The organism is Streptomyces sp. NBC_00250, from assembly GCF_036192275.1.
GTDB lineage: Bacteria > Actinomycetota > Actinomycetes > Streptomycetales > Streptomycetaceae > Streptomyces.
In genome coordinates, this window is sequence record NZ_CP108088.1 from 7,014,333 (window position 1) to 7,032,207 (window position 17,875).

The 17,875-nt window shown below is 68.6% G+C and carries 11 protein-coding genes, 3 rRNA genes and 1 pseudogene; 13 read left to right on the top strand and 2 right to left on the bottom strand.

The features are described 5' to 3' along the window. Positions 1-223: 223 nt before the first annotated feature. From OG259_RS31790 to OG259_RS31810, 5 genes and pseudogenes are all read left to right on the top strand, one after another. Positions 224-1,749: ribosomal RNA gene (locus tag OG259_RS31790) — 16S ribosomal RNA — on the top strand. Positions 1,750-2,038: 289 nt separating this feature from the next. Further along, positions 2,039-5,161: ribosomal RNA gene (locus tag OG259_RS31795) — 23S ribosomal RNA — on the top strand. A 106-nt stretch (positions 5,162-5,267) separates the two neighbouring features. Then, a 5S ribosomal RNA gene (rrf, locus tag OG259_RS31800) occupies positions 5,268-5,384 on the top strand. The 16S, 23S and 5S rRNA genes sit together here, the layout of an rRNA operon. Positions 5,385-5,522: 138 nt before the next feature. After that, a pseudogene (locus OG259_RS41815) lies at positions 5,523-6,899 on the top strand (hypothetical protein); the annotation flags it as partial. Between the two features lie 9 nt (positions 6,900-6,908). Continuing rightward, positions 6,909-7,727, top strand: coding sequence for a hypothetical protein (locus tag OG259_RS31810; protein ID WP_443052151.1), 819 nt, complete (start codon positions 6,909-6,911; stop codon positions 7,725-7,727). A gap of 79 nt (positions 7,728-7,806) precedes the next feature. Here OG259_RS31810 and OG259_RS31815 read toward each other — a convergent pair whose 3' ends face one another. After that, positions 7,807-9,099: a DUF1015 domain-containing protein gene (locus tag OG259_RS31815; protein WP_328945385.1), complete on the bottom strand. Its 1,293-nt coding sequence runs from the start codon at positions 9,097-9,099 to the stop codon at positions 7,807-7,809. Between the two features lie 80 nt (positions 9,100-9,179). Between OG259_RS31815 and OG259_RS31820 the strand changes: the two genes are divergently transcribed. Together OG259_RS31820 and OG259_RS31825 are read left to right on the top strand one after the other, a co-directional pair. Then, a complete protein-coding gene (locus tag OG259_RS31820; protein ID WP_443052053.1) occupies positions 9,180-10,274 on the top strand; it encodes an HAD hydrolase-like protein in 1,095 nt (364 codons plus the stop codon). A gap of 53 nt (positions 10,275-10,327) precedes the next feature. Continuing rightward, positions 10,328-11,173 carry an ABC transporter ATP-binding protein gene (locus OG259_RS31825; protein ID WP_328945386.1) on the top strand — a complete coding sequence of 282 codons (846 nt, stop codon included), beginning with the start codon at positions 10,328-10,330 and terminating at the stop codon, positions 11,171-11,173. 22 nt (positions 11,174-11,195) lie between these two features. Here the strand turns inward: OG259_RS31825 and OG259_RS31830 are convergent, their stop codons facing one another. Further along, entirely contained in the window at positions 11,196-11,543 is a 348-nt protein-coding gene (locus tag OG259_RS31830) for an SCP2 sterol-binding domain-containing protein (RefSeq protein WP_328945387.1), read from the bottom strand. A gap of 43 nt (positions 11,544-11,586) precedes the next feature. Here OG259_RS31830 and OG259_RS31835 point away from each other — a divergent pair, with 43 nt between their 5' ends. From OG259_RS31835 to OG259_RS31860, 6 genes are all read left to right on the top strand, one after another. Beyond that, positions 11,587-11,877, top strand: a complete 291-nt coding sequence (locus OG259_RS31835) for a hypothetical protein (protein ID WP_328945388.1) — start codon at positions 11,587-11,589, stop codon at positions 11,875-11,877. 7 nt (positions 11,878-11,884) lie between these two features. Next, entirely contained in the window at positions 11,885-12,700 is an 816-nt protein-coding gene (locus tag OG259_RS31840) for a TlyA family RNA methyltransferase (protein ID WP_266890301.1), read from the top strand. After that, positions 12,697-13,620, top strand: a complete 924-nt coding sequence (locus OG259_RS31845) for an NAD kinase (protein ID WP_266890299.1) — start codon at positions 12,697-12,699, stop codon at positions 13,618-13,620. Before OG259_RS31840 ends, OG259_RS31845 begins: the two co-directional genes overlap by 4 nt. Before the next feature lie 143 nt (positions 13,621-13,763). Beyond that, a complete protein-coding gene (gene recN, locus OG259_RS31850) occupies positions 13,764-15,506 on the top strand; it encodes a DNA repair protein RecN (protein WP_328945389.1) in 1,743 nt (580 codons plus the stop codon). A 198-nt stretch (positions 15,507-15,704) separates the two neighbouring features. Beyond that, positions 15,705-16,496: a hypothetical protein gene (locus OG259_RS31855; RefSeq protein ID WP_328945390.1), complete on the top strand. Its 792-nt coding sequence runs from the start codon at positions 15,705-15,707 to the stop codon at positions 16,494-16,496. 257 nt (positions 16,497-16,753) lie between these two features. Further along, on the top strand, positions 16,754-17,842 hold the full coding sequence (locus OG259_RS31860) for a glycosyltransferase family 4 protein (protein WP_328945391.1): 1,089 nt from the start codon (positions 16,754-16,756) through the stop codon (positions 17,840-17,842). The last annotated feature ends 33 nt before the right edge of the window (positions 17,843-17,875 follow it).

Here is a 17,875-nt window from a genome sequence, read left to right on the forward strand (position 1 = left end):
CGTTCCTTGAGAACTCAACAGCGTGCCAAAAATCAACGCCAGATTAGTTGATACCCCGTCCATCTTCGGATGGCGAGGTTCCTTTGAAAGTCCTGCCGGCCCTTGTGGCGGGTAGGCAACATACACAGCGAGGACGCTGTGGACAGTCGGCCTTATTCCGGCCTGACTGTCCCGCTCAACGCGAGTGTCACCCGCGCTTCTAGTAAGCACAGTCGGGAAAACATTCACGGAGAGTTTGATCCTGGCTCAGGACGAACGCTGGCGGCGTGCTTAACACATGCAAGTCGAACGATGAAGCCCTTCGGGGTGGATTAGTGGCGAACGGGTGAGTAACACGTGGGCAATCTGCCCTTCACTCTGGGACAAGCCCTGGAAACGGGGTCTAATACCGGATAACACCGGCTTCCGCATGGGAGCTGGTTGAAAGCTCCGGCGGTGAAGGATGAGCCCGCGGCCTATCAGCTTGTTGGTGGGGTAATGGCCTACCAAGGCGACGACGGGTAGCCGGCCTGAGAGGGCGACCGGCCACACTGGGACTGAGACACGGCCCAGACTCCTACGGGAGGCAGCAGTGGGGAATATTGCACAATGGGCGAAAGCCTGATGCAGCGACGCCGCGTGAGGGATGACGGCCTTCGGGTTGTAAACCTCTTTCAGCAGGGAAGAAGCGAAAGTGACGGTACCTGCAGAAGAAGCGCCGGCTAACTACGTGCCAGCAGCCGCGGTAATACGTAGGGCGCAAGCGTTGTCCGGAATTATTGGGCGTAAAGAGCTCGTAGGCGGCTTGTCACGTCGGGTGTGAAAGCCCGGGGCTTAACCCCGGGTCTGCATCCGATACGGGCAGGCTAGAGTGTGGTAGGGGAGATCGGAATTCCTGGTGTAGCGGTGAAATGCGCAGATATCAGGAGGAACACCGGTGGCGAAGGCGGATCTCTGGGCCATTACTGACGCTGAGGAGCGAAAGCGTGGGGAGCGAACAGGATTAGATACCCTGGTAGTCCACGCCGTAAACGTTGGGAACTAGGTGTTGGCGACATTCCACGTCGTCGGTGCCGCAGCTAACGCATTAAGTTCCCCGCCTGGGGAGTACGGCCGCAAGGCTAAAACTCAAAGGAATTGACGGGGGCCCGCACAAGCAGCGGAGCATGTGGCTTAATTCGACGCAACGCGAAGAACCTTACCAAGGCTTGACATATACCGGAAAGCATTAGAGATAGTGCCCCCCTTGTGGTCGGTATACAGGTGGTGCATGGCTGTCGTCAGCTCGTGTCGTGAGATGTTGGGTTAAGTCCCGCAACGAGCGCAACCCTTGTCCTGTGTTGCCAGCATGCCCTTCGGGGTGATGGGGACTCACAGGAGACCGCCGGGGTCAACTCGGAGGAAGGTGGGGACGACGTCAAGTCATCATGCCCCTTATGTCTTGGGCTGCACACGTGCTACAATGGCCGGTACAAAGAGCTGCGATGCCGCGAGGCGGAGCGAATCTCAAAAAGCCGGTCTCAGTTCGGATTGGGGTCTGCAACTCGACCCCATGAAGTCGGAGTTGCTAGTAATCGCAGATCAGCATTGCTGCGGTGAATACGTTCCCGGGCCTTGTACACACCGCCCGTCACGTCACGAAAGTCGGTAACACCCGAAGCCGGTGGCCCAACCCCTTGTGGGAGGGAGCTGTCGAAGGTGGGACTGGCGATTGGGACGAAGTCGTAACAAGGTAGCCGTACCGGAAGGTGCGGCTGGATCACCTCCTTTCTAAGGAGCACAGCACCGATTGCAGGCAAATGTTCTGCACGGTCAGCTCATGGGTGGAACGTTGATTAGTTGGCACAGTCTCTCTCCGAGAAATCGTTAGTACTGCTTCGGCGTGGAAAACGAGCTTCGAGGAACGGACTGTGCTTGGCACGTTGTTGGGTATCTGAGGGTACGGCCGTAAGGTTTGTATCTTCGCGATGCCGGCCCCAGTGAACTCATCTGCTTGTCGGGTGGGGTGATGGGTGGCTGGTCGTTGCTTGAGAACTACACAGTGGACGCGAGCATCTGTGGCCAAGTTTTTAAGGGCGCACGGTGGATGCCTTGGCACCAGGAACCGATGAAGGACGTGGGAGGCCACGATAGTCCCCGGGGAGCCGTCAACCAGGCTTTGATCCGGGGGTTTCCGAATGGGGAAACCCGGCAGTCGTCATGGGCTGTCACCCATGCCTGAACACATAGGGCATGTGGAGGGAACGAGGGGAAGTGAAACATCTCAGTACCCTCAGGAAGAGAAAACAACCGTGATTCCGGGAGTAGTGGCGAGCGAAACCGGATGAGGCCAAACCGTATGCGTGTGATACCCGGCAGGGGTTGCGCATGCGGGGTTGTGGGATCTCTCTTTCACAGTCTGCCGGCTGTGAGACGAGTCAGAAACCGTTGATGTAGGCGAAGGACATGCGAAAGGTCCGGCGTAGAGGGTAAGACCCCCGTAGCTGAAACATTAACGGCTCGTTTGAGAGACACCCAAGTAGCACGGGGCCCGAGAAATCCCGTGTGAATCTGGCGGGACCACCCGCTAAGCCTAAATATTCCCTGGTGACCGATAGCGGATAGTACCGTGAGGGAATGGTGAAAAGTACCGCGGGAGCGGAGTGAAATAGTACCTGAAACCGTGTGCCTACAAGCCGTGGGAGCGTCGCTCATTGAGTTTACTCAATGGGTCGTGACTGCGTGCCTTTTGAAGAATGAGCCTGCGAGTTTGCGGTGCGTTGCGAGGTTAACCCGTGTGGGGAAGCCGTAGCGAAAGCGAGTCCGAATAGGGCGATTCAGTAGCGCGCTCAAGACCCGAAGCGGAGTGATCTAGCCATGGGCAGGTTGAAGCGGAGGTAAGACTTCGTGGAGGACCGAACCCACCAGGGTTGAAAACCTGGGGGATGACCTGTGGTTAGGGGTGAAAGGCCAATCAAACTCCGTGATAGCTGGTTCTCCCCGAAATGCATTTAGGTGCAGCGTCGTGTGTTTCTTGCCGGAGGTAGAGCACTGGATAGGCGATGGGCCCTACCGGGTTACTGACCTTAGCCAAACTCCGAATGCCGGTAAGTGAGAGCACGGCAGTGAGACTGTGGGGGATAAGCTCCATGGTCGAGAGGGAAACAGCCCAGAGCATCGACTAAGGCCCCTAAGCGTACGCTAAGTGGGAAAGGATGTGGAGTCGCAGAGACAACCAGGAGGTTGGCTTAGAAGCAGCCACCCTTGAAAGAGTGCGTAATAGCTCACTGGTCAAGTGATTCCGCGCCGACAATGTAGCGGGGCTCAAGCGTACCGCCGAAGTCGTGTCATTGCAGCAATAGGGCCAACGCCCGCTGTGATGGGTAGGGGAGCGTCGTGTGCCGGGTGAAGCAGCCGCGGAAGCGAGTTGTGGACGGTTCACGAGTGAGAATGCAGGCATGAGTAGCGATACACACGTGAGAAACGTGTGCGCCGATTGACTAAGGGTTCCTGGGTCAAGCTGATCTGCCCAGGGTAAGTCGGGACCTAAGGCGAGGCCGACAGGCGTAGTCGATGGACAACCGGTTGATATTCCGGTACCCGCTTTGAAACGCCCAATATCGAGCCCATTAATGCTAAGGCCGTGAAGCCGTTCCGGACCCTTCGGGGAAAGGAAAGTGGTGGAGCCGCTGACCCAAGGTGGTAGTAGGTAAGCGATGGGGTGACGCAGGAAGGTAGTCCAACCCGGGCGGTGGTAGTCCCGGGGTAAGGGTGTAGGGCGTTGTCCAGGTAAATCCGGACAGCACATAGCCTGAGACCTGATGCCGAGCCGATTGTGGTGAAGTGGATGATCCTATGCTGTCGAGAAAAGCCTCTAGCGAGTTTCATGGCGGCCCGTACCCTAAACCGACTCAGGTGGTCAGGTAGAGAATACCGAGGCGTTCGGGTGAACTATGGTTAAGGAACTCGGCAAAATGCCCCCGTAACTTCGGGAGAAGGGGGGCCACGTCTGGTGATCGGATTTACTCCGTGAGCTGGGGGTGGCCGCAGAGACCAGCGAGAAGCGACTGTTTACTAAAAACACAGGTCCGTGCGAAGCCGTAAGGCGATGTATACGGACTGACGCCTGCCCGGTGCTGGAACGTTAAGGGGACCGGTTAGCTCTGTTTCGACAGGGCGAAGCTGAGAACTTAAGCGCCAGTAAACGGCGGTGGTAACTATAACCATCCTAAGGTAGCGAAATTCCTTGTCGGGTAAGTTCCGACCTGCACGAATGGCGTAACGACTTCTCGACTGTCTCAACCATAGGCCCGGTGAAATTGCACTACGAGTAAAGATGCTCGTTTCGCGCAGCAGGACGGAAAGACCCCGGGACCTTTACTACAGTTTGATATTGGTGTTCGGTTCGGCTTGTGTAGGATAGGTGGGAGACTTTGAAGCCGTGACGCCAGTCATGGTGGAGTCGCCGTTGAAATACCACTCTGGTCGTGCTGGATGTCTAACCTCGGTCCGTGATCCGGATCAGGGACAGTGTCTGATGGGTAGTTTAACTGGGGCGGTTGCCTCCCAAAGGGTAACGGAGGCGCCCAAAGGTTCCCTCAGCCTGGTTGGCAATCAGGTGTTGAGTGTAAGTGCACAAGGGAGCTTGACTGTGAGACCGACGGGTCGAGCAGGGACGAAAGTCGGGACTAGTGATCCGGCGGTGGCTTGTGGAAGCGCCGTCGCTCAACGGATAAAAGGTACCCCGGGGATAACAGGCTGATCTTCCCCAAGAGTCCATATCGACGGGATGGTTTGGCACCTCGATGTCGGCTCGTCGCATCCTGGGGCTGGAGTCGGTCCCAAGGGTTGGGCTGTTCGCCCATTAAAGCGGTACGCGAGCTGGGTTTAGAACGTCGTGAGACAGTTCGGTCCCTATCCGCTGCGCGCGCAGGAATATTGAGAAGGGCTGTCCCTAGTACGAGAGGACCGGGACGGACGAACCTCTGGTGTGCCAGTTGTCCTGCCAAGGGCATGGCTGGTTGGCTACGTTCGGGAGGGATAACCGCTGAAAGCATCTAAGCGGGAAGCCTGCTTCGAGATGAGTATTCCCACCTCCTTGAGAGGGTAAGGCTCCCAGTAGACGACTGGGTTGATAGGCCGGATGTGGAAGCCCAGTAATGGGTGGAGCTGACCGGTACTAATAGGCCGAGGGCTTGTCCTCAGTTGCTCGCGTCCACTGTGTTAGTTCTGAAGCAACGAACGGTTGCTGGTTTCTAGAGCTAGAACATAACTACAGAGTGTGCTTGTTCGCTCGAAACCGATAGGGTTTCGGTGGTCATAGCGTTAGGGAAACGCCCGGTTACATTCCGAACCCGGAAGCTAAGCCTTTCAGCGCCGATGGTACTGCAGGGGGGACCCTGTGGGAGAGTAGGACGCCGCCGAACAATTCTTCAGGACCCCTGGTCCCAGCGTTCACGCTGGGACCAGGGGTCCTTTTGTTTTTTGCTTGACCTTTTCCGATGCGCGGCCGAGTGCCGGCTGCGCGAGAATGACTGCAGTACCCGAAGACAGGAGTCACGTCGATGTCCACCAACTCTCCCGACGACCGTCCGGAGCGCGAGCCGCGTCGCAGGGACGGTGCCGGCGCCGGCGGTGACCGGGGCGGCTTCCGTGGTCCGCGCCGTGACGACAACCGCGGTGGCGACAACCGTGGGGGTGGCTTCCGTCGCGACGACAACCGTGGTGGTGACAACCGCGGTGGTGGCGGCGGTTTCCGCCGTGACGACCGTGGCGGCGACAATCGCGGCGGTGGTTTCCGTCGCGACGACAACCGTGGTGGTGACAACCGTGGTGGCGGCGGTGGGTTCCGTCGTGACGATCGCGGTGGTGACAACCGCGGTGGTGGCGGCTTCCGTCGCGATGACCGTGGTGGCGACAACCGTGGCGGTGGCGGCGGTGGCTTCCGTCGTGACGACCGTCCCTCGTCGTTCCGTCGTGATGACCGGCCTTCGTTCCCGCGTGACGACCGCGGTGGCGACAACCGCGGTGGCGGTTTCCGTCGCGACGACAACCGTGGTGGTGACAACCGTGGTGGCGGCGGGTTCCGTCGCGACGACAACCGTGGTGGTGACAACCGCGGTGGTGGTGGCGGCTTCCGTCGTGACGACCGTGGTGGCGACAACCGTGGCGGTGGCGGCGGTGGCTTCCGTCGTGACGACCGTCGTGACGAGCGTCCCTCGTCGTTCCGTCGTGATGACCGGCCGTCGTACCCGCAGCGTGACGACCGTGGTGGCGACAACCGCGGTGGTGGCGGCGGTGGCTTCCGCCGTGACGACCGTGGCGGCGACAACCGTGGCGGTGGCTTCCGTCGCGACGACAACCGTGGTGGTGACAACCGCGGTGGCGGCGGTGGGTTCCGTCGCGATGACCGTGGTGGTGACAACCGCGGTGGTGGTGGCGGCTTCCGTCGTGACGACCGTGGTGGCGACAACCGTGGCGGTGGCGGCGGTGGCTTCCGTCGTGACGACCGTCGTGACGAGCGTCCCTCGTCGTTCCGTCGGGACGACCGGCCGTCGTACCCGCAGCGTGACGACCGCGGTGGCGACAACCGCGGCGGTGGCGGCGGTGGCTTCCGCCGTGACGACCGTCGTGACGAGCGTCCTTCGTCGTTCCGTCGTGATGACCGGCCCTCGTACCCGCAGCGTGACGACCGCGGTGGCGACAACCGTGGCGGTGGCGGCGGTGGCTTCCGTCGTGACGACCGTCGGGACGAGCGTCCCTCGTCGTTCCGTCGGGACGACAACCGCGGTGGCGGCGGTTTCCGCCGGGACGACCGTGGCGGTGGCTTCCGTCGGGACGACCGCGGGGGCGACAGCCGTGGCGGGTTCCGGGGTCGGGACGACCGGGGTGGGTCGTACGGCGGGCGTCGTGACGACCGCGAGCGGAGCGACCGTGCGCCCATCAAGCGTCTGCCGATCCCGCCGGAGGTCACCGGTGAGGAGATCGACCCGGACGTGCGTCAGGAGCTCATGAGCCTGCCCAAGGGGCTCGCCGAGGACGTCTCGCGCAACCTCGTCATGATCGCTCAGCTGATCGACGAGGACCCGGAGAAGGCCTACGAGTACTCGCGGGTCGCTCTGCGGCTCGCCTCACGTGTCGCCGCCGTGCGCGAGGCCGCCGGCTTCGCCGCGTACGCGACGCAGAAGTACTCCGAGGCGCTGGCCGAGTTCCGTGCCGCCCGCCGGATGAGCGGTGGCGTCGAGCTGTGGCCCGTCATGGCCGACTGCGAGCGCGGTCTCAACCGTCCCGAGCGTGCGCTCGCGATGGCCGGTGAGCCCGAGGTGCAGAAGCTGGACAAGGCCGGACAGGTCGAGATGCGGCTCGTGGCCGCCGGCGCCCGCCGCGACCTGGGTCAGCTCGACGCGGCCATCGTGACGCTGCAGAGCCCCGAGCTCGCTTCCAGCGCCGTTCACCCGTGGACCGCGCGACTGCGGTACGCGTACGCCGACGCGCTGCTCGCCGCCGGCCGTGAGCGCGAGGCGCGCGAGTGGTTCGCCAAGGCTCTGGAGTCCGACAAGGACGGGGCCACGGACGCCTCGGACCGGCTGGCCGAGATGGACGGTGTCGAGTTCGTCGACGCGTTCGACGAGGACGAGGACGAGCCGGAGGCGGAGTCGGACGACATCGTCGACGTCGATGCCGATGTCGATCGTGATGTCGATCTCGACGACGAGGACGACGACTTCGACGAGGACGACAGTGACGACAGCGTCGGCGACAAGAGCTGACTCGGTTGACATGTGAGAAGGGCGGCACCCACAGGGTGCCGCCCTTCTGCGTTTCCGGGGTGCTGTTTCCGGGGTGCTCTCAGTCCAGCGCCAGGCTTCTCAGGACCAGGCCCGTCGCCGGCTTCGGGCCGAAGGAGGTCGACTTGCGGGGCATCGTGACGCCCTGGCGGGCCAGGTCCCGTACGACCTCCTCGCGTACCGGGTGCATGAGGACCGCCGTACCGCCGCGGCGTTCCGCCTGCTCGACCGCGGCCGCAGTGTCGTGGATGTAGGCGATGTCCTCGGGGGCGTCCGGGATGTGCCAGACGTGCTCCAGGAGGGTGGAGTGCAGGACCGTCGCGTCCAGGGTGCGCCAGGCCTCGGGGCGGTCCGTGCGGATCGTACGGTCGAGGAGGGCGGGGTCCGGGCGGTCGACGAGATGGAAGCCGCCGTCTCCGGCCAGGAGGAAGGCGTTGCCTTCGGTCGTGGCCTCCGCGAGGGCCTCCAGGGCCGTCGCCAGGGGGCGCTCGACGCGGCGGACCCGGAACGAGCCGTCCAGGGCCGCGAGGGCGTCGGCGACCGGCAGGCGGTTGAGGAGACGATGGATCGCGCGGACCCGCAGGGGGTAGCGGGCGGTGTCGATGAGGAGGACCAGGCCGTAGTTCCAGGGGCCCGGAGAGGGGTGCTCCTCGCGGAGGCGGAGGTAGGTGGCCCAGCGGTGGTGGCCGTCGGCGATGAGGGCCTGGTGGCGGCCGAGCTCGGCGGCGACGGCGGCCTGCTCGGCCGGGTCGGTCACCGACCAGAGGCGGTGGCGGAAGCCGTCCTCCGTGGTGGTGGCGAGCAACGGGGGGCGCTGGACCGTGCGTTCGACGACCTCGCCCGCGCCGTCGCCGTCGCCGACGTACGTGAGGAGCAGGGGCTCCAGATTGGCCGCGGTGGTCCGCATCAGGGCGGCGCGGTCCTCGACCACGTGCGGCATGACGTCCTCGTGGGGGAGGACGACCCCCTCGGCCGGGGTGGAGAGCTCCAGGGCCCCGATGATGCCGCGCTGGAGGATGCCGTCGCCGTGCTGCTCGTACACGTAGAGCGCGGGCTCCGGGTCCGGGGCGAGGACGCCGTCCGCGAGCCAGCGGTCGAGGGTGACGGCGGCCTTGCGGTGGCGGGTGCCGGCGGTGATCGCCTGGGGGAGGATCAGCCGGACGATGTTGTGGGGGTCGGCCGACTCGAGATGGAGGAGTCCGTCAGGTCGGACGACGACGTCGTAGGGGGGAGACGTCACGGCGGCGAGGCTGCCGACCCGTTCGGGGACGTATCGGAGCCCGCGGAACGGCGTCAGGCGCAGGCCCGCCGCGTCGTCGCGGACGTCATCGGCCGCGTGACCTGAGGTGTTCATCTCGTCATCGTATGTGGGCGGTGGCCATGAGCGATGATCGGGGGAGCGGGGGAATCACCCGGTGATGCGAGGAGTGTGCGGTGACGGTGCGGAACGGCCAGGGGCAGCAGGGCGTCGGCAGGAATCGGCCGGGCGGCAGCGCGGTGGCGCTGAGCGAGGCGTACGACACGGCGCTGCTCGACCTGGACGGTGTCGTGTACGCGGGCGGGGAGGCCGTTCCGTACGCCGTCGAGGCGCTCGGGGTCGCCCGGGCCGGCGGGATGCACCTGGCGTACGTCACCAACAACGCGCTGCGGACGCCCGACGCGGTGGCCGGGCATCTTACGGAACTCGGCGTGCCTACCGAGGCCGGTGACGTGATCACCTCGGCGCAGGCGGTGGCCCGGCTGATCGCCGACGACGTGCCGCCCGGCTCCCGGGTGCTCGTCATCGGCGGCGAGGGGCTGCGCGTGGCGCTGCGCGAGCGCGGCCTGGTGCCGGTGGACTCGGCCGAGGACGGGCCGGTGGCGGTCGTGCAGGGGTACGGCGGGCCCGAGATGCCGTGGGGGCGGTTCGCGGAGGCGAGCTACGCGGTGGCGAGGGGGCTTCCCTGGTACGCCTCGAACACCGACCTGACGATTCCCGGGGCGCGGGGCATCGGGCCGGGGAACGGGGCGGCGGTGGAGGTCGTACGGATCGCCACGGGCGGCCGTGTGGAACCGAAGGTCGCCGGGAAGCCGCTGCCGCCGATGCACCGGGAGACGGTGCTGCGGACGGGGGCGCGGCGGCCGCTGGTGGTGGGGGACCGGCTGGACACGGACATCGAGGGGGCGTTCAACGGCGGGGTGGACTCGCTGCTCGTCCTGACCGGTGTGACGGACGTGGCGCAGCTGCTGCGTGCGGTGCCGGAGCACCGGCCGACGTATGTGGACGCCGATCTGAGGGGGCTGCTCGTGGGGCAGCCGGAGGTCGTCGCGGAGGCGGACGGGAGCTTCGTGTGCGGGGGCGTGCGGGCCTCGGTGAGCGGGGGCGAGCTGGTGCTCGACGGGCCGGTGGAGGCGGTGGCCGGGGCGGTGGATCCCATGGACCTCATGGACGCCGTGCGGGCGCTGTGCGGGGCCGCCTGGTCGGCGGCCGACGCCGTGGGCGGCGGGGTGCCGGACGCGGGGAAGGCGCTGGCGCGGCTCGGGCTCTGAAATTGGGTAGGCTAACCTAACTTCATTGGGGTTGAGGGCACGGGAGTACGGGCATGGATGGTCGGCAGCAGCGGCTGAGCGCGGAATCGGTCACCCTGGCGTACGAGCAGCGGGTCATCGCCCGCGATCTGTCCGTCGAGATCCCCGACAACTCCTTCACCGTCATCGTCGGGCCGAACGCCTGCGGCAAGTCCACCCTGCTCCGCGCCCTCTCCCGGATGCTGAAGCCCAGCCAGGGGCGGGTCCTGCTCGACGGGCAGTCGATCCACTCGCTGCCCGCCAAGAAGGTCGCCAAGACCCTCGGCCTGCTGCCCCAGACCTCCGTGGCACCCGACGGCATCACCGTCGCCGACCTCGTCGCCCGTGGTCGCTACCCGCACCAGGGGCTGCTGCGCCAGTGGTCCCCGGAGGACGAGCGCATCACCCGGGAGTCCATGGAGGCGACCGGTGTCGCCGAACTGGCCGAGCGGTACGTCGACGAGCTCTCCGGCGGTCAGCGCCAGCGCGTCTGGATCGCCATGGCGCTCGCCCAGCAGACCCCGCTGCTGCTGCTCGACGAGCCGACGACGTACCTCGACATCCAGCACCAGATCGACGTCCTCGACCTGTGCGCCGAACTGCACGAGACCCAGGGCCGGACACTCGTCGCCGTGCTCCACGACCTCAACCACGCGGCCCGGTACGCGACCCATCTCATCGCCGTCCGGGACGGCGAGGTGGTCGCCGAGGGCCCGCCGTCCGAGGTCGTGACCGCCGAGCTGGTCGAGCGGGTCTTCGGGCTGCGCTGCCAGGTCATCGACGACCCCGAGACGGGGACGCCGTTGGTCGTCCCGGCCGGGCGCAAGGCCCGCGTCCCGCGGCCCGCCACGGCTTCGCCGGAGCCCGTCCTGCGCAAGTGAGCCGGAGGCGTGAGCCAGTGGGCTAGAGGAGGGAGCGGAGGCGCAGCAGGTCGCGGAAGCCCGCCTCCAGTCTGACCCGGCCCGAGGCCCAGGCCTTCGCGAAGTTCAGGTCGCCGCCCACCATCGACACCAGGTCGTCGCCCGTCATCGCCAGCCGGATCTGCGCCTTGGCCGGCGGCGGGCCTGCCACCGTGGACTCGACCTCGATCCGGCCGTCCGCGAGGCGGCCCGTGAACGTGGTGTCCAGATCGGTGACGTGGCAGCTCAGGGTGCGGTCGAGCGCGGCCGCGCCGCGCACGTCGCCGTTCGCCCGCGCGAGGTTGTCCGAGAGTGTGTCGAGTGCGTCGCGGCACTCCGTGATCGTCGCCATCGCCGTCGACCGTACCCCAGGGGTTCGCGGTAGCGTCGGGAGCATGAACGACGCGATGCCCGAGCCCGCGGGCGCGAGGTCCGTACCGGAGTCCGTGGACGCGGCGGCTCCGGAGGCTGCCCACGAGCCCGCAGGAGCCTCGCCGCTCGGGGTCGAGCGGGAGCTCACCGGGCACCCCGGCGTCGACGTCCACCTGGCGCGTCTCGCCGAGGTGGACCACCTCCCGGCGGACGGACACCTGGAGGTGTACGAGGATGTACACCGTGGACTGCGTGCCGAGCTGACCTCGCTCGACGCGCACCCCGCCCCTCGTCCGTACGAAAACAGGAGCTGAACCGAACGTGGCAGGAGTGGCACGCCGCCGTCTCGACGCCGAGCTGGTCCGGCGCAAGCTCGCGCGCTCGCGCGAGCACGCCAGCCAGCTGATCGCCGCGGGCCGGGTGACCGTCGGCAAGACCGTCGCCACCAAGCCCGCCACCCAGGTCGAGACCGCCGCGGCCATTGTCGTCGTCCAGGACGACGACGATCCCGACTACGTCTCGCGCGGCGGCCACAAGCTCGCCGGGGCCTTCGCCGCCTTCGTCCCGCTGGGGCTGAAGGTCGAGGGCCGGCGGGCGTTGGACGCCGGAGCCTCCACCGGCGGCTTCACCGACGTGCTGCTGCGCGCCGGGGCCGCCCATGTCGTCGCCGTCGACGTCGGCTACGGGCAGCTCGCCTGGTCGCTGCAGAGCGACGAGCGGGTCACCGTGAAGGACCGTACGAACGTACGCGAGTTGACACTCGAAGCGATCGACGGCGTCCCCGTCGACCTCGTCGTCGGTGACCTCTCGTTCATTCCCCTCGGCCTCGTCCTGCCCGCCCTCGCGGCCTGCACGGCGCCCGACGCCGACCTCGTCCTCATGGTGAAGCCGCAGTTCGAGGTGGGTAAGGAGCGGCTCGGCACGGGCGGAGTCGTCCGGAGCACCGAACTCCGCGCCGACGCCGTGAAGAACGTGGCACGGCGGGCCGCCGAGCTGGGGCTCGGTGTCCTGGGCGTCACCGCGAGCCCGCTGCCCGGTCCCTCCGGCAACGTCGAGTACTTTCTGTGGCTGCGGGCAGGCGCGCCCGCGCTGGATCCGGCGGATGTCGACCGCGCCGTGGCGGAAGGACCTCGTTGAGCTCAACGGCAGCAGCACCAGAGACCGCACCACGTACCGTCTTCCTGCTCGCACACACCGGCAGGCCCGCCGCCGTGCGCAGCGCCGAACTGGTCGTCCTCGGGCTGCTGCGCTGCGGCATCGGCGTCCGTGTCCTGGAGGCCGAGGCGGCGGACCTGCCGCTGCCGCCCTCTGTCGAGAGGGTGCCGGAGGCCTGCTCCGACGCGCTCGACGGCTGTGAACTCCTCGTCGTCCTCGGCGGCGACGGCACCCTGCTGCGCGGCGCCGAGTTCTCCCGCGCCTCCGGCGTCCCCATGCTCGGCGTCAACCTCGGCCGGGTCGGCTTCCTCGCGGAGGCCGAGCGCGACGACCTCGACAAGGTCGTCGACCGGGTCGTGACGAAGGCGTACGAGGTCGAGGAGCGGATGACCCTCGACGTCGTCGTGTACGAGAACGGCGACGTCCTGCACCGCGACTGGGCGCTCAACGAGGCGGCCGTGCAGAAGGTGTCCCCGGAACGGATGCTGGAGGTCGTCCTCGCGATCGACGGGCGCCCGGTGACCGGCTTCGGCTGCGACGGGGTGATCTGCGCGACACCGACGGGCTCCACCGCGTACGCCTTCTCGGCGGGCGGGCCGGTCGTCTGGCCCGAGGTCGAGGCGCTGCTCATGGTCCCGATCGGGGCCCACGCCCTCTTCGCCAAGCCGCTGATCACCACCCCCGAGTCCGTGCTCGCCGTCGAGGTCGAGCCGCACACCCCGCACGGGGTTCTGTGGTGCGACGGGCGGCGGACCGTGGAACTCCCGGCGGGAGCGCGGGTCGAGGTGCGGCGGGGTGCCGTGCCGGTCCGGCTCGCCCGGCTCCACCACGCCTCCTTCACGGACCGGCTCGTCGCCAAGTTCGCCCTCCCGGTGTCGGGGTGGCGGGGCGGGGCACGCTGACGCACCTGCGCGCGAGGCGGGCCGAGGCCCGTCGTTCGGGGCGGCCGCGGGGGCGTACCTCCGGCTCCCCGGGGCACGGAACGATCGGCGCGCCGGAGAGTTACGCCCGGGGGTGATGTCGCATCGCACCAGGGAAACCTCGTATGGTCTGGGGCGTGCTGGAGGAGATGCGGATACGGTCGCTCGGGGTCATCGACGACGCGGTGGTCGAGCTGTCGCCCGGCTTCACCGCGGTGACCGGTGAGACCGGTGCGGGCAAGACCATGGTGGTGACCAGCCTGGGCCTGCTGCTCGGTGGACGGGCCGACCCGGCCCTCGTGCGGATCGGCGCGGCCTCGGCCGTCGTCGAGGGGCGGATCAGCGTGCCCGCGGGCGCGCCCGCCGCCCTGCGCGCCGAGGAGGCCGGGGCGGAGCTGGAGGACGGGGTGCTGCTGGTCAGCCGTACCGTCTCCGCCGAGGGACGCTCGCGGGCCCACCTGGGCGGGCGCTCCGTGCCCGTGGGGCTGCTCGCCGAACTCGCCGACGAACTCGTCGCCGTACACGGCCAGACCGACCAGCAGGGGCTGCTCAAGCCCGCCCGGCAGCGCGGGGCGCTCGACCGGTACGCGGGCGAGGCCGTCTCCGTACCGCTCGCCGTCTACGCCGAGGCGTACCGGCGGCTGCGCGCCGTCACCGGCGAACTGGACGAGATCACCACGCGGGCCCGTGAGCGGGCCCAGGAGGCGGATCTGCTGCGGTTCGGGCTCGGTGAGATCGAGGCCGTCTCCCCGCGAGCCGGGGAGGACACCGAACTCGCCGCCGAGGCGGAGCGGCTCGGGCACGCCGAGGCCCTCGCCTCCGCGGCCGCGCTCGCGCACGCCGCGCTCGCGGGCGTTCCCGAGGACCCCGAGTCCGTCGACGCCACGACCCTCGTCGCGGGCGCCGGCCGGGCCCTGGAGGCCGTACGGTCGCACGACCCGGCGCTCGCCGCGCTCGCCGACCGGATGGGGGAGATCTCCATCCTCCTCGGCGACGTGGCCACCGAACTCGCCGGATACGCCGACGACCTCGACGCCGACCCGCTGCGGCTCGCCGCCGTCGAGGAGCGGCGGGCGGCGCTCACGCAGCTGACGCGGAAGTACGGCGCCGACATCGCGGCCGTCCTCGCCTGGGCGGAGGAGAGCGCGAACCGGCTCGGCGAGCTGGACGGCGACGACGACCGCGTCGAGGAACTCACCGCCGAGCGGGACCGGCTGCGCGATGAACTGTCGGTGCTCGCCCAGCGGCTCACCGACGCCCGTACGGAGGCCGCCGACCGGTTCGCCGACGCGGTCACCGCCGAACTCGCCTCGCTCGCCATGCCCCACGCGCGGGTGTCCTTCGACATCCGGCAGACCGAGGACCCCGACGGCGTCGAGGTCGGCGGCCGCCGGGTCGCCTACAGCCCCTCCGGGGCCGACGAGGTCGAACTGCTGCTCGCCCCGCACCCCGGGGCCCCGCCGCGGCCGATCGCCAAGGGCGCGTCCGGTGGTGAGCTGTCCCGGGTGATGCTCGCGGTGGAGGTCGTGTTCGCCGGGGTCGACCCGGTGCCGACGTACCTTTTCGACGAGGTCGACGCGGGTGTCGGCGGCAAGGCGGCGGTCGAGATCGGCCGGCGGCTCGCCAAACTCGCCAAGACCGCGCAGGTCGTGGTCGTCACCCACCTGCCGCAGGTCGCGGCCTTCGCCGACCGGCAGCTGCTCGTCGAGAAGACGAACGACGGCTCGGTGACACGGTCCGGCGTCACGGTCCTGGAGGGCGAGGAGCGCGTGCGGGAGCTGTCCCGGATGCTCGCGGGCCAGGAGGACTCCGAGACGGCCAGGGCGCACGCCGAGGAGCTGCTCGCGACGGCTCGGGCGGACGGCTGACCCTCAGCGGGCGACGGTTGACCTTCAGCGGGTGACGGCTGTCCTTCAGCGGTCAGGGAGAGGGCAGGCGTGCCGCCACTCCCTGACCGGGCTGTTCCGCGGCTCCGCGTAGTCGATCCGCGCCCTGGCTGTCCGCTGCGGGTGCTCGCCGGGCCGGGGCCCGGCGGAGGGCGCTGACAGCGTGGCTAGGCTGGGGCCATGATCGGGACAGCGGGCAGGATCGCCTCATTCGCCCTCGCCGCGGGGGTCACCCGGGTGGCTTACGAGGGGCTTCGGCGGCGTGCGGCCGAGGGGCGGGGGAGGCCGGTCGGCCACGGGGAGCCGGGTGACGGGCCCTGGACGCGGGTCAACTACGCGGGGCGGGCCGTCGATCTGTTCGCCGGGCCCGCGGTGGCCGTCGGGGCCGCCGTCGGCGCGGGGAGCGGGCCCGCGGCGTTCGCCGTGCTGGCCGCCGGGGCGTGCGGGGCGTACGACGATGTGAAGGGCGACCATCGGCGGGGCTTCCGGGCGCATCTCGCGGCGCTGCGGGGCGGCGAGGTGACCAGTGGGGCCGTCAAGCTGCTCGGGATCGGTGCGGCCTCGCTCGTGGCCGGGGCGCTGCTCAAGGAGCGGGCCGTCGACAAGGTCCTCGCCGGAGTCGTCATCGCCGGAACCGCCCATCTCGTCAATCTGGTGGACGTACGGCCCGGGCGCGCGGGGCTGACCGTGCTCGCGCTCGGCGCTCCGGGGCTGCTGCGCGGCTCGCTCGCCGCAGCCCCGATGGGGGCCGTCACGGCCGTCCTCGGGGACGACCTCGGTGAGCGCACCATGCTCGGCGACACCGGTGCGCACGCGCTCGGCGCGGCCGTCGGCAGTGCGATCGCCGTCGGGAACGGGCGGATCGGACTCGCCGTCCATGCGGCCGGGTTGGTCGGCGCCGCGGCGTGGGCGGAGTGGAACGAGGGTCTCGGGGGCGCGTCCTCGGGATCTGGGGCAGCGTCGGTCGGGTAAGAGGGAGCGCCGGCCTGCTGCGGGGGTGCGCCGGCCGGGTATGAGGGAGCGCCGGTCCGGTCCGGGGGCGCGTCGGCCGGGTTCGGGGGAGCAGAGGCGTGACCTGGGGGAGCGTGAGGTGTCCTCGCGCGCTCACCCGAGTGGGTGAACCCGGGGGGTGGGTCACGGAGCCGTACGCCTTCCGTACAGGGGAACGACGCCACTTCGGTGCCGGAACGTGCGTACGGTCGGGGGCACGGGCTGGCATCCTTGGGCGCGTGACACAGCTCCGTACGGTCCAAGTGCTGGGCGGCGGCAGCGCGGGCAGCAGCGCTCACGTCCGATCACTTGCCTCGGGGCTGGTGGCGAGGGGCGTGCGGGTGACCGTGTGCGCCCCGGCCGAACTCGACCGCGTCTACGACTACCTGGGTGCCGGTGCCGACTTCGTGCCGCTGCCGCGCCTCGGCGACCCCGCGACGGTCGCCGCGCTCCGCAACGCCTGCATCGGGGCGGACGTGGTCCACGCGCACGGGTTGCAGGCGTCCGTGCGGGCCGCGCTCGCGCTGTCCGGCGGAGAGCGTGGGGGCCGGGCTCCGCTCGTGACGACCTGGGACAGCCGGCACCATGTCCACGGGGCGCGGGGCGGGATGCTGCGGCTTCTGGAGCGAAGGACCGTGCGGGCCACGACCGTTGTCCTCGCCACGTCCTCCGAACTCGTCGACCGGGCCCGGCGGCGCGGAGCCCGGGACGCCCGGCTCGCACCCGTCACCGTGCCGGCCGCGCGGGGGCCCGTATGCCTCCACGACGGCAAGGCGCGGGCCGAACTGGGCGCCGTCGACCGGCCGTTGCTGATGGCCGTAGGGGCGCTTGAGCGTGGCCGGGGGTACCGGACCCTGCTCGACGCTGCGCGGGAATGGCGGGAGCTCGATCCCCAGCCGCTGCTCGTGATCGCGGGGGAGGGGCGCGAACGGGCCGCCCTCCAGCGGCGGATCGTGGCGGAAGGGCTGCCGGTGCGGCTGATCGGGCGGCGCGAGGACGTCGCGGAGCTGCTCGCGGCGGCGGACGTCGCGGTGCTGCCGTCGCGGTGGGAGGCGCGGTCCCTGCTCGCCCAGGAGGCGCTGCGGCTCGGGGTGCCGCTCGTCGCCACGGCTGTGGGCGGAGTGCCGGAACTCGTGGGTGATGCAGCGGAGTTGGTGCCGTACGGGGATGCGGTGGCGCTCGCCGGGGCGGTGCGGGGGCTGCTGGAGGACGTGGAGCGGCGGATGGATCTGGCGGCGGCGGGGCGGGTGCAGGCGGGGTCCTGGCCTACGGAGGACGAGACGGTGGCGCACGTTCTGAGCGTGTATGACGAGTTGGTGGGGCGGTAGCGAGCGGTACGGCGTCTCTCGCCGGGCCCAGGC